Annotated in this window: 23 protein-coding genes; 2 read left to right on the top strand and 21 right to left on the bottom strand. The window is 42.8% G+C overall.

Features of this window, described 5'->3' with window-relative positions; genetic code table 11:
• Positions 1-46: 46 nt before the first annotated feature.
• The 17 genes from rpsE to rplC all read right to left on the bottom strand — a co-directional run bounded on the left by rpsE (position 47) and on the right by rplC (position 8,376).
• Positions 47-568, bottom strand: coding sequence for a 30S ribosomal protein S5 (gene rpsE / locus VB691_RS01775; RefSeq protein ID WP_323289740.1), 522 nt, complete (start codon positions 566-568; stop codon positions 47-49).
• 39 nt (positions 569-607) lie between these two features.
• The gene (gene rplR / locus VB691_RS01770) at positions 608-970 is read right to left on the bottom strand and encodes a 50S ribosomal protein L18 (RefSeq protein WP_323289739.1); all 363 of its coding nucleotides are present in this window, start codon (positions 968-970) and stop codon (positions 608-610) included.
• Between the two features lie 2 nt (positions 971-972).
• A complete protein-coding gene (gene rplF, locus VB691_RS01765) occupies positions 973-1,512 on the bottom strand; it encodes a 50S ribosomal protein L6 (protein WP_323289738.1) in 540 nt (179 codons plus the stop codon).
• Positions 1,513-1,578: 66 nt separating this feature from the next.
• Positions 1,579-1,980, bottom strand: coding sequence for a 30S ribosomal protein S8 (rpsH, locus tag VB691_RS01760; RefSeq protein ID WP_323289737.1), 402 nt, complete (start codon positions 1,978-1,980; stop codon positions 1,579-1,581).
• 38 nt (positions 1,981-2,018) lie between these two features.
• Positions 2,019-2,564, bottom strand: coding sequence for a 50S ribosomal protein L5 (rplE, locus tag VB691_RS01755; RefSeq protein WP_323289736.1), 546 nt, complete (start codon positions 2,562-2,564; stop codon positions 2,019-2,021).
• Between the two features lie 73 nt (positions 2,565-2,637).
• On the bottom strand, positions 2,638-2,985 hold the full coding sequence (gene rplX / locus VB691_RS01750; protein ID WP_416244561.1) for a 50S ribosomal protein L24: 348 nt from the start codon (positions 2,983-2,985) through the stop codon (positions 2,638-2,640).
• A complete protein-coding gene (gene rplN / locus VB691_RS01745) occupies positions 2,985-3,353 on the bottom strand; it encodes a 50S ribosomal protein L14 (protein WP_323289734.1) in 369 nt (122 codons plus the stop codon). Before rplN ends, rplX begins: the two co-directional genes overlap by 1 nt.
• A gap of 16 nt (positions 3,354-3,369) precedes the next feature.
• Positions 3,370-3,612 carry a 30S ribosomal protein S17 gene (rpsQ, locus tag VB691_RS01740; RefSeq protein WP_323289733.1) on the bottom strand — a complete coding sequence of 81 codons (243 nt, stop codon included), beginning with the start codon at positions 3,610-3,612 and terminating at the stop codon, positions 3,370-3,372.
• 7 nt (positions 3,613-3,619) lie between these two features.
• A complete protein-coding gene (rpmC, locus tag VB691_RS01735; RefSeq protein WP_323289732.1) occupies positions 3,620-3,850 on the bottom strand; it encodes a 50S ribosomal protein L29 in 231 nt (76 codons plus the stop codon).
• A 2-nt stretch (positions 3,851-3,852) separates the two neighbouring features.
• Positions 3,853-4,272, bottom strand: coding sequence for a 50S ribosomal protein L16 (gene rplP, locus VB691_RS01730; protein ID WP_323289731.1), 420 nt, complete (start codon positions 4,270-4,272; stop codon positions 3,853-3,855).
• An 88-nt stretch (positions 4,273-4,360) separates the two neighbouring features.
• Complete coding sequence (gene rpsC / locus VB691_RS01725) at positions 4,361-5,086, bottom strand: 30S ribosomal protein S3 (protein ID WP_323289730.1); 726 nt, start codon at positions 5,084-5,086, stop codon at positions 4,361-4,363.
• A 34-nt stretch (positions 5,087-5,120) separates the two neighbouring features.
• Complete coding sequence (rplV, locus tag VB691_RS01720; protein WP_323289729.1) at positions 5,121-5,483, bottom strand: 50S ribosomal protein L22; 363 nt, start codon at positions 5,481-5,483, stop codon at positions 5,121-5,123.
• A 29-nt stretch (positions 5,484-5,512) separates the two neighbouring features.
• Positions 5,513-5,794, bottom strand: coding sequence for a 30S ribosomal protein S19 (rpsS, locus tag VB691_RS01715; RefSeq protein WP_323289728.1), 282 nt, complete (start codon positions 5,792-5,794; stop codon positions 5,513-5,515).
• Between the two features lie 49 nt (positions 5,795-5,843).
• A complete protein-coding gene (gene rplB, locus VB691_RS01710; protein ID WP_323289727.1) occupies positions 5,844-6,671 on the bottom strand; it encodes a 50S ribosomal protein L2 in 828 nt (275 codons plus the stop codon).
• Positions 6,672-6,760: 89 nt separating this feature from the next.
• Entirely contained in the window at positions 6,761-7,063 is a 303-nt protein-coding gene (locus VB691_RS01705; protein WP_323289726.1) for a 50S ribosomal protein L23, read from the bottom strand.
• Positions 7,056-7,688: a 50S ribosomal protein L4 gene (gene rplD / locus VB691_RS01700; RefSeq protein WP_323289725.1), complete on the bottom strand. Its 633-nt coding sequence runs from the start codon at positions 7,686-7,688 to the stop codon at positions 7,056-7,058. Before rplD ends, VB691_RS01705 begins: the two co-directional genes overlap by 8 nt.
• Positions 7,689-7,737: 49 nt before the next feature.
• Positions 7,738-8,376 (bottom strand): 50S ribosomal protein L3, encoded by a 639-nt coding sequence (rplC, locus tag VB691_RS01695; protein ID WP_323289724.1) that lies wholly within the window; start codon positions 8,374-8,376, stop codon positions 7,738-7,740.
• 482 nt (positions 8,377-8,858) lie between these two features.
• Here rplC and VB691_RS01690 point away from each other — a divergent pair, with 482 nt between their 5' ends.
• Entirely contained in the window at positions 8,859-10,154 is a 1,296-nt protein-coding gene (locus tag VB691_RS01690) for a pitrilysin family protein (protein ID WP_323289723.1), read from the top strand.
• A gap of 761 nt (positions 10,155-10,915) precedes the next feature.
• Positions 10,916-11,782: a fructosamine kinase family protein gene (locus VB691_RS01685; RefSeq protein WP_323289722.1), complete on the top strand. Its 867-nt coding sequence runs from the start codon at positions 10,916-10,918 to the stop codon at positions 11,780-11,782.
• 81 nt (positions 11,783-11,863) lie between these two features.
• Here VB691_RS01685 and VB691_RS01680 read toward each other — a convergent pair whose 3' ends face one another.
• The 4 genes from VB691_RS01680 to galE form a co-directional block, all read right to left on the bottom strand.
• Positions 11,864-12,691, bottom strand: a complete 828-nt coding sequence (locus tag VB691_RS01680; protein WP_323289721.1) for a hypothetical protein — start codon at positions 12,689-12,691, stop codon at positions 11,864-11,866.
• A gap of 101 nt (positions 12,692-12,792) precedes the next feature.
• Positions 12,793-13,116: a hypothetical protein gene (locus VB691_RS01675; protein WP_323289720.1), complete on the bottom strand. Its 324-nt coding sequence runs from the start codon at positions 13,114-13,116 to the stop codon at positions 12,793-12,795.
• A 116-nt stretch (positions 13,117-13,232) separates the two neighbouring features.
• Entirely contained in the window at positions 13,233-13,514 is a 282-nt protein-coding gene (locus VB691_RS01670; RefSeq protein ID WP_323289719.1) for a hypothetical protein, read from the bottom strand.
• A gap of 28 nt (positions 13,515-13,542) precedes the next feature.
• Positions 13,543-14,541 (bottom strand): UDP-glucose 4-epimerase GalE, encoded by a 999-nt coding sequence (gene galE, locus VB691_RS01665; protein WP_323289718.1) that lies wholly within the window; start codon positions 14,539-14,541, stop codon positions 13,543-13,545.
• Positions 14,542-14,581: the final 40 nt, after the last annotated feature.

Below are 14,581 nucleotides of genomic sequence, written 5' to 3'. Positions count from 1 at the left end.
TGGCTTGAACAACGCTAAAATTGAACCATCAAAAACGGTTCTGGGTTTATGTATAAAGATGCTCTAAAGGAACCCCTCTTTCTTCAGCAACTTCAGAAAAAGTTCGCAGGCCTTCGAGGGCATCAATGACGGCTCTGGCATTATTCAGAGGATTATTTGATCCCAGTTGTTTCGCCAGAATATTCTTAATCCCTGCCAATTCTAAAACCGTCCGTACGGCTCCCCCAGCAATTACCCCAGTACCAGGAGCAGCAGGGCGCACAATGACTTTAGCTCCACCAGAAATTCCTTTGGTGAGATGGGTAATAGAACTTGATTTAGTCAAAGAGACATCAATCAGTTGTTTTTTACCATCAGCCACCCCTTTACGGACAGCCCCGATTACATCTCCAGCCTTGCCGACACCTACGCCAACTTGGCCATTTTCATTACCTACAACCACAATGGCCCGGAAGCTTAATTTTTTACCCCCTTTGACCACTTTACTGACACGACGAATTTGAATTACCCGCTCTTGCCAGTTCGTTTCTTTTGCCTTAGCTCGGCTAGTTTTACGACTTTTTGCCATAGTTATTACCGCTGTCAGTGAAAATATTAATCCTTTGGTTTAAAACTGTAATCCTGCTTCACGGGCCGCTTCAGCTAAGGCTTTCACCCGACCATGGTAAAGATTACCACCGCGATCAAAAACGACTTGTTCAATGCCTTTAGCCAGAAGCCGTTCGGCCACTAATTTACCCACAGCGGATGAAGCTTCACAGGTAGACCCGGATGTAACGGTAGTTTTTACATCGGTTTCTAGGGTAGAAGCGGCTGCTAAGGTATGTTGTGCCACATCATCAATGACTTGGGCATAAATATGATGATTGGAACGAAAAACAGCTAAACGGGGACAATCTGGCGTACCAGTGACCTTTTTGCGAACGCTCCGATGACGGCGTTTTACAGATTCTCTGCGCGTGCTTTTCATAATTATTTCTTACCTGTTTTACCCGCTTTACGTCTGACCATTTCACCCAAATAGCGGATGCCTTTACCTTTATAAACTTCTGGGGGGCGAACGGCTCGAATTTGAGCAGCAATGTTACCGACAATTTCCTTGTCAATTCCTGTCACAATCACAAGGGTATTGTTTTCAACAGCCACTTGAATACCTTGAGGCATATTCATTTCAACAGGTTTACTGTAACCGACGTTGAGGGTGAGCTTACTGCCTTGGGCTTGGGCCCGATAGCCTACCCCTTGGATACTGAGACGTTTTTCAAAGCCTTGAGAAACCCCATCAACCATATTGGCCACTAGGGTACGACAAAGGCCATGACGTTCGCGGGCGGTTCGTGATTCGTCTTGTCGCTCGACGAGGAGAATTTCGCCGTCTTGAGTCACATTCACTTTACCAGGCAGGTCAAGTTCTAGGGAGCCTTTTGGCCCTGTGACGGCAATATGTTGCCCTTTAATGTCAACGGTGACTTTTTTGGGCAGGGAAATTGGGCGTTTACCAATACGAGACATAGGTCAATGATTAGTGTTCGGTTATCAGTTATCAGTTAGTCGTTAGCAAAACGATTCACTGAAATGCTACCAGACGTAGCAGAGGACTTCGCCACCCACGTTTTGACGGCGTGCTTCTCGATCAGTCATGATGCCTTTGGAGGTGGAAATGATCGCGATGCCAATGCCACCCAGAACGCGCGGTAAGTCTTTACGGTTAGAATAAACTCGCAAACCTGGCTTACTCACCCGTTGCAGGGTATTAATAATCGGCTGACGGCTTCTGGCTTTGTATTTTAGGGAGATAACGAGATATTTTTGTACTCCTTCTCCTGTTTCTTCAAAGCTGTCGATAAATCCCTCCTCTTTGAGGACTTGGGCGATACTCCGAGTCATTCTGGTGGTGGGAACTTGAGTTGTGGGGTGACGTACCGCACAAGCGTTGCGGATACGAGTGAGCATATCTGAGATGGTGTCGTTAGGTGCCATTATTGCTGATGAGTTTCTCCTGTAAAGGTTAGGATTGACTAGGTACGGAAGGGCATTCCCATTTCTTTGAGTAAAGCACGCCCTTCTTCATCAGTCTGGGCCGTGGTGATGATCGAAACATCCATTCCTCGAATTTGATCGATGGTGTCGTAATCAATTTCTGGGAAAATGAGTTGTTCGCGGATGCCGAGACTATAGTTACCTCGTCCGTCAAAGCTTTTAGGACTAATGCCTCGAAAGTCCCGAATTCGTGGTAAGGCTAAATTGATCAAACGATCCAGAAAGGCGTACATTCGTTCTGATCTCAATGTCACCATGACCCCGACGGGCATTCCTTCCCGAATTTTGAAGCCCGCGATCGCTTTTTTCGCTCTGGTGACGACGGGTTTTTGTCCGGTAATCGTAGCTAGTTCGCTAATGGAGGATTCTAGGGCCTTGGCATTTTGCGAAGCTTCTCCTAGTCCTCGGTTAACGGTGATTTTGATGACTTTGGGAACTTGATGAAGGTTGCTGTAGCTAAACTGCTCTTGGAGTTTAGGAACGATCGTCTCTTGATAAAAGGTTTTTAGTCGAGGTTTGGCCATGATGTTTCTGTCCTTATCCCTGGGCTTGGTCAGGGTAATTAATGAATTGGGTAATCTGGGAATTACTCAGGAATTAATCAATGATTTCCCCTGTTTTTTTCAACATCCGCACTTTACGACCTTCTTCTGTCACGGTGTAGCTAATGCGGCTGGCCACTTGTTCTTTGGTGGAGTACAACATAACATTAGAACTGTGGATCGGCCCCTCAAAGGTGGCAATTTGGCCAGATTCTCCTTCTTGTTGGGGTTTAACGTGCTTGGTTCTGATGTTGACCCCTTTAACGGTGATTTGGCTTTTTTTCGCATCAGTTGTCAGAACTTCTCCGACTTTGCCTTTGTCCCGTCCTGAAATAACTTGAACAGTATCCCCTTGTTTAACGTGCATTTTGTGACGTTTTGGGGCAGTTTTTTGATTACGCATCAAAGTACCTCCGGTGCCAGGGAAACGATTTTAGTATAGTTTTTATCCCGCAGTTCTCTGGCCACTGGGCCAAAAACACGAGTGCCTTTGGGATTACCATCATTGTTGATGATCACTGCCGCATTATCATCAAAACGAATCGTCATGCCACTGGCCCGTTTAACGGGTTGACGAGTCCGCACAATCACGGCTTTGACGATATCCGAGCGTTTGATGGGCATATTGGGAATGGCATCTTTAACGACGGCAATAATTTCATCCCCAATCTCACCAAAGCGGCAATTTCCGGTACCGAGTACCCGTAAACACATAAGTTTACGGGCCCCACTATTATCAGCGACATTGAGATAGGTTTGCTGTTGAATCACGGTAGTAATTGGGTGATTAATGAGAGGTTAATATTTCAGCGACTACCCAACGTTTGGTTTTGCTGAGGGGACGGGTTTCTTGAATGCGAACGCGATCGCCTTCTTGACATTGATTTTCTTGATCATGGGCTTTAAATTTCTTGGTTTTTACCATGATCTTGCCGTATTTAGGGTGAGGAGAGCGATTTTCAATGGCAACCACTACGGTTTTATCCATTTTATTACTCACCACAACCCCGACTCTTTCTTTAACTGCCATAATCGGTTTATTCCTCCTCTTGTGGAGACGAAGGGCTGATCTCTAGTTGACGTTCTCGTTCCACGGTCAATAGTTGAGCCATGCGATGACGAGTATGCTTAAACTCATGGGTTTTTTCTAAGCGGCGGGTGGCTTGCTGAAACCTCAAATCAAAGAGTTTACGCTTGGCGGCGAGAATTTCTTCTGCCAACTCCTGATCACTGAGTTTTCTGGCCTCTGCTATCTTCGGTAGTGCCATTTTTAGATATACTCCTCTTCGCGGGAAATAAACTTAGTTTTGATGGGGAGTTTTTGGGCTGCTAGGCGCATGGCTTCGCGGGCAATAGCTTCTGTTACCCCTGATAATTCAAACAAGATCCGCCCTGGTTTAACCACGGCGACCCAAAATTCAGGGGAACCTTTACCTGACCCCATCCGAGTTTCCGCAGGGCGCATGGTGACAGGTTTATCGGGGAAAACCCGAATCCAAATTTTACCACCCCGACGAATATAACGAGTCATGGCCCGTCTCCCGGCTTCGATCTGACGGGCGGTGATCCAACAGGGTTCTGTCGCTTGGAGAGCATAATCTCCAAAATTCAGGGTACTGCCTCGATAGGCCAGCCCTCTCATGCGGCCTCGTTGTTGTTTGCGGAATTTAGTTCTTCTAGGACTAAGCATTTTACTTATCAGTTATTAGTTATCAGTTATCAGTTATTCAGTTATCAGCTACTTTATCTTGTTAGTTTTGACTGGTCACTGAGCCTGATTACTGTTCATCGGAGCGGTCTTCAAACTGTTGACGACGACGGCCTCGTCGTGGGTTTTGGGTCGGTGGTGGGGGTGCGGCTTCTTCTTGACCGGGAATAATTTCCCCTTTAAATACCCACACTTTCACCCCTAAAATGCCATAAATGGTTTGAGCAGTGCGATAAGAATAATCAATATCTGCTCTGAGGGTATGAAGTGGTACGCGGCCTTCTCTCACCCATTCAGTCCGCGCAATTTCCGCCCCGTTGAGACGGCCGCTGACTTGGATCTTGATGCCTTTGACTTCTGCCCGTTGGGCCCGTTGAATGGCTTGACGTACAACTCTACGGAAGGAAACCCGTCGCTGTAATTGTTGAGTAATATACTCAGCGATCAAAGCAGCATCCGCGTCAACCCGTGAAACTTCAATCACATTGATCCGAATTTGACGGTTGCCGCCGAGTTGTTGTTGTAGTCCCACCCGCAGTTGCTCAATGCCACTGCCGCCTCGACCTACCACCACCCCTGGCCGGGCAGTGTGAATGGCAAGATCAATTTGATCGGCTTTGCGTTCAATGCGAATATCCGCAATACCCGCATTACTCAGGTTTTTTTCAACGTACTGGCGAATTTTCAGATCTTCTTGTAGCAGACCAGGATAGCGTTTTGTATCGGCATACCAACAAGATTTATGCTCTTTGGTAATGCCGAGACGAAAACCAATTGGATGTATTTTTTGTCCCATTTGCCTCTAAGGGTTGCGAGATGAGCAGTTAGCTTTAGTTTTTCGTCACAGCAGGGGCGACGGCTACCGTAATGTGACAAGTCGGTTTACGGATTTGATAGGCGCGTCCTTGGGCTCTGGGTCGAAACCGTCGTAAGCTCGGCCCACCATCGGCATAAGCTTGGCTAACGATTAAGGTGGTTCGATCCATACCTTTGTTATGTTCGGCATTGGCTGCGGCTGAGCGTAAAACCTTTAAAATTGGCTCACAAGCCCGATAAGGCATGAATTCCAAAATGATCAAGGCTTCGCGGTAGGAACGGCCGCGGATTTGGTCTAATACCCGTCGTACCTTAAAGGGGGACATACGGACATAGCGCGCAATGGCTTTGGCTTCTGTTGTCGTATCAACTGCCATGGTTATCTGTTATCAGTAGTTCGTATTGGTTATCTTCGACCGGATTTTTTATCGCTTTTCGCGTGGCCCCGAAAGGTTCGCGTCGGGGCAAATTCCCCTAATTTATGACCGACCATTTGTTCAGAAATAAAAATCGGAACGTGTTGTTTCCCGTTGTGAACGGCGATGGTATGGCCAACCATAAGGGGAACAATAGTCGAAGCTCTAGACCAGGTTTTAATTACCTGTTTATCTCCTTTCTCATTGAGTTTTTCAATTTTAGAAAGGAGACTATCTGCGATGAACGGGCCTTTTTTGAGAGAGCGTCCCATAAGCAATTACAAGAATGAAGGTTCAATGGTTCGAGAAAAGTGGTTAACCCTAATTGCGACGACGCACAATGAGACGAGAACTCGCTTTTTTCTTGTTACGAGTCTTCGCTCCTAAGGTGGGTTTACCCCAAGGAGTCACTGGGCCACTTCTCCCGATGGGAGCGCGTCCCTCTCCCCCTCCATGGGGGTGATCCACTGGGTTCATGACGCTTCCTCTCACATGGGGTCTACGGCCCAGGTGTCGTTTGCGTCCTGCTTTCCCTAATTTTAAATTTCTGGCATCGCTGTTACCTACTTTCCCGATGGTGGCATAGCACTCTTTTCGCACCATGCGAACTTCTTTGGAAGGTAATTTCAAGGTAACATAGTCCCCTTCTTTGGCTACCACTTGGGCGGAACCCCCGGCAGCGCGAACCATTTGTCCACCTTTTCCGGCCACCAGTTCAATATTATGAACGTCGGTTCCCAAGGGAATTTTGGCCAAGGGCAGGGCATTCCCTACTTCAAAGGGGGCATCTTCTCCAGATATTACCGTTGTGCCAACGGTAACGCCAGCAGGGGCTAAAATATATCTCTTTTCTCCATCTTGGTAGAAAAGGAGGGCAATGCGAGCGTTACGATTGGGATCATACTCAATCGCGGCAACTTTAGCAGGAATGCCATATTTATCCCGTCGAAAGTCTATAATCCGATAAAGGCGTTTATGACCGCCGCCACGATGGCGACTGGTAATAACCCCGCGATTATTGCGCCCTTTCTGGTTGTGTTTATACGTTGTTAGTGACTTTTCCGGCTCACTTTTAGTGATTTCCGCGAAATCCGAGACAGAGGCCTGTCTGGTTCCTGGGGTGTATGGCCGATAGGTTCTAATACCCATGATTATCTGTTATTTTTGGTCAGTGAATAAGGGAGTCACTGGTGATCATAATGAGGTCGGGAGAAAAATTACCCGATTCAAAACCAGCTTTATACGTCGGGGAAGAGGCCGATACTATCCCCTTCTTCCAAGGTGACGATCGCTCGCTTGTATAAGGATTTGTAACCAATAAACTTACCGACACGACGTTTTTTGCGTGGGGGGCGGGCGGTGTTAACACCAATTACGCTAACCCCAAATAAACCCTCTATGGCTGCCTTAATTTCTGGTTTGGTTGCTTTTAAGGCTACATCAAAGACATATTTGTTCTGCTCTAAGAGCCGGGTCGCTTTTTCAGTAATGATCGGCTTGATCACTAAATCAGCCAGGTCACGGGGATTATCTTTAATCATTGTAAACCTCCTGGATTTTGGCTAAGGCTTCGGAGGTGGCGACAATTTTGTCGGCGTTTAGCAGATCATAGACGTTGAGTCCATCAGCCCGCAAAAGCTTGACATAGCAAAGGTTTCGAGCGGATAAATAGATGCTATCTGGTGAGTCTACTAGAATTAAAGCCACTTTTTGGTTGGCTTCGACACCCCAACGGCTTAGGGCCAAGGCGAGTTCTTTCGTTTTAGGTTGGGGCAGTTGTTCCGCAAAGTTTTCTACCACAATTAAATCCTCTGCCCGACCGCCTAGAGCCGTTCTCAGGGCGAGTCGTCGCTCTTTGCGGTTCATTTTGAGGTTAAAGTCTCTGGGTTTGGGGCCAAAGATCACACCACCACCGCGCCACAGAGGGGAACGGATAGAGCCTGCTCTGGCTCTCCCTGTACCTTTTTGTCGCCAGGGTTTGCGTCCACCACCTCTAACTTCGGCTCTGGTTTTAGCGGAAGCGGTGCCTTGACGGGCATTGGTGAGTTGGCGAGTAACGGCACGATGAAGAATGTGAGCCGCATTCTCTTCTTTTGCCACTTTTAACTCAAGGGTTGCCTGGCCAACTTCTTCCCCTTGCCAATTTTTAACGTTACAGTTAACCATTTTTCTTTATCAGTTCTCAGCTTTAGTGCGCGGTTTTCCTGGGTTTCAGTTACTTACCAACGGTTTTGGTAGGGGTGATACTCAGGAGACTCCCTTTTTTGCCAGGCACGGCTCCTTTAATTAATAAAAGGTTACGCTCTGCGTCCACCCGGATAACTTGTAAGTGTCGGGTGGTCACTTGGGTTGCCCCATATTGACCAGCCATACGCTTACCAGGATAAACCCGTCCTGGGGTGGTTCCGGCTCCGGTTGAACCTGGAAGGCGGTGGTTTTTCGAGCCGTGGGTCATATTTCCTCTTTTGAAATTATGCCGCTTTTGATAGCCCGCAAATCCCCGTCCCATCGAGGTTCCAGCTACATCAACGATGTCACCTGTATTGAAGACATCGGCTTTGAGGGCTGAGCCTAATTCATAGGCCGCGGTATCATCGACGCGATATTCTTTCAGATGGCGCAGGGGAGATGATTCTGCTTTTTTTAAATGCCCTAATTCTGGTTTGGTCAGGGCTTTTTCTTTGACTTCTAAATAGCCAATTTGGATGGCACTATAACCATCTGTGTCCGATGTTTTAACTTGTGTAACGGTACAGGGGCCGGCTTGAACGACTGTCACAGGAATAGCAAGTCCTGATTCTTGGTCGAAAATTTGGGTCATGCCGAGTTTTGTACCGAGAAGACCGATAGCCACGGGTTTTTTCCTCTAGGGGCTAAACAACATTGTTCGGGCGGCATTAGCAACCCCAACAGGCGGGATAGGTTTTCCCCGCTTGCTTGATAGGTAAACTTATCCTTGATGAATCTGTATCAAAAAGATGCTTGATGATACGTTTAACCTGTTCTCAGAACAGGTTAAGTATGGCTTACCGTTAGTCTTCAAGACTTAAAGAATCGTTTCTTCAGTATCTCGAAGCGGCAATGGTACTGGCGTTTTAGTCGATTATGATTATTCGCTGTTTGGCCACAATCACACATTATAGACTAAAGGACTGATTAAGATCAAGTCCCTAGCAATTTTTTTTATGATGGGGTTCAGGCGCGATCGCCAAATAATTAAGTATATCCTTGCCCAAGGTGCTAAATTCTTTCTTATTCTTTCTTTGAGCCAACTTAATTATAGGCTGAGGCTTGTACGGGTAAGATAAAAAGAGCAGGTTTATCAGGACTTCCTCAATGCTCGATTCTTTACCTAAGCCAGTTTCTCTCAATAACCCAGTGATTCAACGTTTACCTAATGGGTTGACCATTATTGCGGAACAAATGCCCGTTGAAGCGGTTAACCTCAATGTGTGGCTTAAGGTTGGCTCAGCCTTAGAGTCCAATGAGATCAATGGCATGGCCCATTTTTTAGAACACATGGTCTTCAAAGGTACTCCCAGTCTGGAAAGTGGAGAGTTTGAACGACTGATTGAGGAACGGGGGGCCGTTACCAATGCGGCTACCAGTCAAGAGTATACCCATTTTTATGTTACCAGTGCGCCAGCAGATTTTGCTCAATTAGTCCCCTTACAGTTGGATGTGGTTTTAAATCCTAGTATTGGGGATGAAGCCTTTGAACGAGAGCGTTTTGTGGTGTTAGAAGAAATTCGCCGTTCTGATGACAACCCTCGTCGTCGTACCTTTTATCGGGCGATGGAGACTTGTTTTGAAAGTTTACCTTATCGTCGTCCGGTATTGGGGCCAGCTTCGGTGATAGAACAGTTAATTCCGCAGCAAATGCGGGATTTTCATGGCAGTTGTTATCAACCTGATTCAGTGACAGCAGTTGCAGTGGGCAATCTTCCCGTTGAACAATTAATTAGCATTGTAGCAGATAGTTTTGAGCAAACTTACAGCCCAAAACCCCAAGTTTTAGAGGTATTTGAAGGGTTAAATTTGCCTTTTTCTGCTGAATTGCCTTTCACTGATATTGTTCGTCATAATTATGAAGATGAAAGGTTACAACAAGCTCGTTTGATAATGATGTGGCGGGTTCCTGGATTACTTGATTTAAAGGAAACTTATTCTTTAGATGTTTTGGCAGCAATTTTAGGACAAGGAAAAGTTTCTCGACTGTTTCGGGAGTTGCGAGAGGAAAGGGGGTTAGTTTCTAACGTTAGTGTCAGTAATATGACCCAAAATATTCAAGGAATGTTTTATGTGGCGGCACAATTACCATCAGAAAATTTGGCAGAAGTAGAACAAATTATTGCTCAAAATTTTCGACAAATTCAACAAGAATCAGTTACACCTGGAGAATTAGAAAGAATTCAGACTCAGGTGGTGAATCGTTTTATTTTTAGTAGTGAACGACCGAGCGATCGCGCTAATCTTTATGGCTATTATTATTCTCAACTGCAAGATTTAAGTCCGGCCCTGACTTATCCTGCTAGAATTCAAGCATTGAGTTTAGATGATATTCAAGCAGCAGCGCAACAATATTTGTCTTCTGATGCTTACGGTATTACAGTGGTTAAACCAACTGTATAAGTGAATCAGCAAAAACTCTCAAAAAACTCTATACTCCAAGAAGTCGGTAGGGGCATGGCATCAGTAAGCTTACTCTTAAGACCATTAACTTATTATTGCCATGCCCCTACAAATTAAAGGTATACCCCAAAAAGTTGAGAACTGCAATTAGATACCTTATCCGTTTTGTCAAGCTCAGTTTACAAATCTTATTTACAGTAAATATGTATTGACAAAAATTTGTGCTTTAGTCGGGGTATTTTTGTGATGAGAAGATAACAAAGAGGATGAGAGACAACGTAATATATAGAGTTTGAGGCTGATATTTTGTTTTTAGACAGATTTCTACCACATAACATTAGTGTAGCAGATTTTTAAAAAAGCCAAAGTCTCATTTTGAGTCAAATTTGAGGAAAATAAGGAAAAAGTTCGATTTAGTTAAGAAGTGTTAAGTGATTTAATTGATTGAAATAAATCATATTTAATTTGATTATTCATAATTTTTTGTAATATAAAAAACACTGAACCATTAATCAATACTTAAAAAAACATCAAAAACCAAAATCCAGACAAAATATTTCTACCAGGAAAAAAGAGTAAAAAGAAAAAAGACTATAACGTCTTAAAGAAACTGCTAATAAAGCAAAAATGATCCCTTTATTAGTTATCGTTAAGAGTTGAAGTGATTGCCGTTTTCCGTTATCATTAAAGAATCGAGCTTATTGCAATTTTTTAAAGTCGGTAATTTAGCCAATTATTAATTGTTAATTATTCAGAAAAAAATGTGGACACAAATTACTGAACATATTAGCCAAACCACCGGAGAAATCTTTCAAATTGAAAAACAAAGTTCTGTGAGTGGGGGATGTATTAATCAAGGGTATTGTCTGATTGGCAAGAAGGTTAATTATTTCGTAAAAATCAATCATGCCTCTCAGGTAGAAATGTTTGCTGCTGAAGCATTAGGCTTAAAAGAAATGTCAGCAACTCAAACAATTCGTGTTCCTAAACCGATTTGTTGGGGAATGGTTGAACGCTCTAGTTATATTGTTTTAGAATGGTTAGAATTTGGCCGAGCTTCTAATCAGTCTTGGGAAGAAATGGGACAAAAATTAGCAAAAATGCACAGTTATCCAGGAGCAAATCAATTTGGTTGGGAGAGAAATAATACTATTGGTTCGACCCCTCAAGTGAATACTTGGACAGAAAATTGGGCAGATTTTTTTGCCGATCATCGCATTGGGTTTCAGTTAAAATTAGGAAAACGAAAAGGGGGGAATTTTGGAGATTATACTCAAATTGTCGAAAAAGTTAGGAGTTTGTTAAGAGAAATTGAGCCTCAATCATCCTTAGTTCATGGAGATTTATGGTCTGGTAATGTGGCAGTAACAGAAGCAGGAGAACCCGTTATTTTAGACCCGGCCACTTATTATGGTGATCGAGAGGTTGATCTAGCCATGACAGAGCTTTTTGGGGGGTTTCCTGCGGCTTTTTATCGGGGATATAATGAAGTTTTTCCCTTAGCTGAGGGCTATAAGCAACGGAAGACAATTTATAACCTTTATCACATTTTAAATCATTTTAATCTGTTTGGAGGGGGCTATGGTTCACAGGCAAATTTTATGATTCAAGAAATTTTGAGCTTTTAAGGATTATAGATAAAATAAAAAAGAATCTTACTAAAAACTGAGCAATGTTGTAGAGACGTTTCCTGAAACGTCTCTAGGATCTTAGTTAAGATCAAAAGAAGATCGAGACTTTCGTTGTGTTTTAATTTGTCGTAGTCTGTCTAAATATTTGGAAACCATAATAGTTCCATCTTGATAAGTTGTGAAAACTTTTTTCTCGCTAACCCCTAAAGGCGCACCCTTTGCATGGCTATTATATTGGCGCATCATTTTGGGAGAAAGAGGTTGATGTTTTTTATTAGAGACAATAATTACTTCAGGGTTACAATAATTAAATACTTCCTGACAATAACCGGTTTCTTCTCCATGATTAGCCGCAACAAACATATTAACTCTTTCTAACCGTTGGCGAAAATTAGCTGATTGCAAGAGATTATACCAGCCATCGGTTTCAAGATCACTTGGTAAGATCATGTTAATGTCTCGATATTGAATAAAGGTAACGAGACTTAAATTGTGAGGGGCTTCAAAATCTGGGTATTTATTCCAGAAAAATGAAAGTTTTAGTTCATCTATTTCGATAGTTTGACTGCTATCTGTCAGATTAATTAAACTATGATCGAGAGATTGAGGAAACCGTTTAAACGCAGAAAACTGTTCAGTATTGACTGTCGGATTAGCTACTAAAAAATGGATCGGAATATCATGCTGCCAAGATTGATTTACCAATGCAGGAAATCCCGCTAAATGGTCTTTGGTGTAAGCTGGAAGCACTAGGTAATCTAGGGAATGACAGTGCTTCTGCCAGATATATTGTGAGGGTTGGAATTGACTTCCTGAACCACAATCAATTAGGATTGCGTGGCGATCACTTCTGTCAATAGCTGCACAAAATCCTTGTTCTACCTCGAAAATTTGAATATCTATCATACTTTTGGGTTTTAGTGAGAATATGGTATAACTAATAGCCTTCCTGTCATCATAGATGATAAACTTGTCTTTCCTCTGTCTTTTTATTCTTTTTTAATCTCTCAATTTTCTTGACAATAAATGTTCATTTGATTGCTTAATTCTTGTTCTTTTTTTCCTAATTGTTGAACTTGCTGCTGCATCAATTTAGCGGTACTAATATCTTGATTATTTAAGGCAGAAACAAATTGACGAGTCGTATCCGCATTACCTTGATATATTTCAGCAAACCCCATTTGGTACTCAACTAATTGTTGATCCTCAATTTTTAATTGCTTCATTTGTTGAGCCGTTTCTTCAAAGGAATCTGCTACTTGCAAAACTTTTTTAATATCTTTTGTTTGACGATTATTTGCACTTTCTTCGGCAATTTTTTGAGTAATCAATATTATTTTTTGGCATTGAGAAATCTTGTTTTCGGCACAACTTACGAACAAAAAATTACTGAACATAAGAAGTATGGAAAATCCAAAATAAAAATAAGATTTTGTCTTTTGTTTCATCATTTTTGGTTACTCAAGGTATTAACTAATGTGTGAATAAGATAGGTTAATTGAGTTAATTGTTCTCTCGATTCTGTTTGAGAATCAACTAACGTTTGGATGGACTCAGTTAAGGCAAAAATTTGATAGCCTTGCTGTTGAATTTGATGTTCTTGTTGTTGAACTTGTTCCGCAAGGGTTTCCATTCTTTCTGCTAACTGTTCTACGGTTTCAGTCGTGGCAATAACAGCTTCCCCCATGCGTTCAAGAATTGATTCTATTTGTTCTGTTGTGTGACTCATTGGGTTTCTCAATCGTTAAATTTTCAGGTTATTGATGTCGCTTTTGATGCCATTTCCAAGCATGATTAACAATAGTTTCAAGGTCAGAATATTGGGGTTTCCATCCTAAAATTGACTTGGCTTTTTGACTACTTCCTACTAACATCGGAGGATCACCTGGACGGCGATCGCTTTCTTTAACTAAAAAGTCGATTCCGGTGATTTTTTTGGCAGTATCAATCACTTCTCGCACAGAAAACCCATTACCATTCCCTAAGTTAAACATTTCACTTTTTCCCCCATTTAATAAATATTCTAATCCTAAAACATGGGCTGAGGCTAAATCATTAACATGAATATAATCTCTAACTGCTGTGCCATCAGGAGTATCATAATCTGTGCCAAAAATAAAGAGGTGATCTCGTTTTTTTAATGCTGTTAATAAGGCTAAGGGAATGAGATGAGTTTCGGGGGTATGATCTTCTCCTAAACTTCCCGATGGATCTGCTCCCGATGCGTTAAAATAACGGAAGATAACTGATTTTAGTCCATAAGCATGATCAAAATCTCTTAAAATTTGTTCTACCATATACTTACTAGAAGCATAGGGACTTACAGGATGATTTGGATGATTTTCTGTCATGGGAATTGCTTGAGGCATCCCATAAATAGCACAGGTAGAAGAAAAGACAAACTTATTAATATTAGCGGCGATCATCGCCTCTAATAAAGTGAGGGTTCCCGTGACATTATTTCGATAATAAATCCCTGGATCACTAACAGATTCTCCCACGGCAATAAAAGCAGCAAAGTGCATCACCGCAGCAATATTACGAGTTGAAAATATTTTATCCAAAAGGGGGCGATCGCTAGTATCCCCAATAATTAATTCAACTTTTAAAACATCTTTAACTAACTCAGGATGCCCATAGGAAAGGTTATCAAAAACAATGACTTCATAACCGGATTTTTGGAGGGATAAAACAGCATGAGAACCAATATATCCGGCCCCTCCTGTCACTAAAATTGTGGGTTTACTGTTAGACACAAGAACTCCTCAAACTGGGATAGGTACTCAATTAAGACCA

Origin of the sequence: Crocosphaera sp. XPORK-15E (assembly GCF_034931425.1) — a bacterium.
GTDB lineage: Bacteria > Cyanobacteriota > Cyanobacteriia > Cyanobacteriales > Microcystaceae > UHCC-0190.
This window is presented reverse-complemented; position numbering and strand designations above follow the sequence as displayed.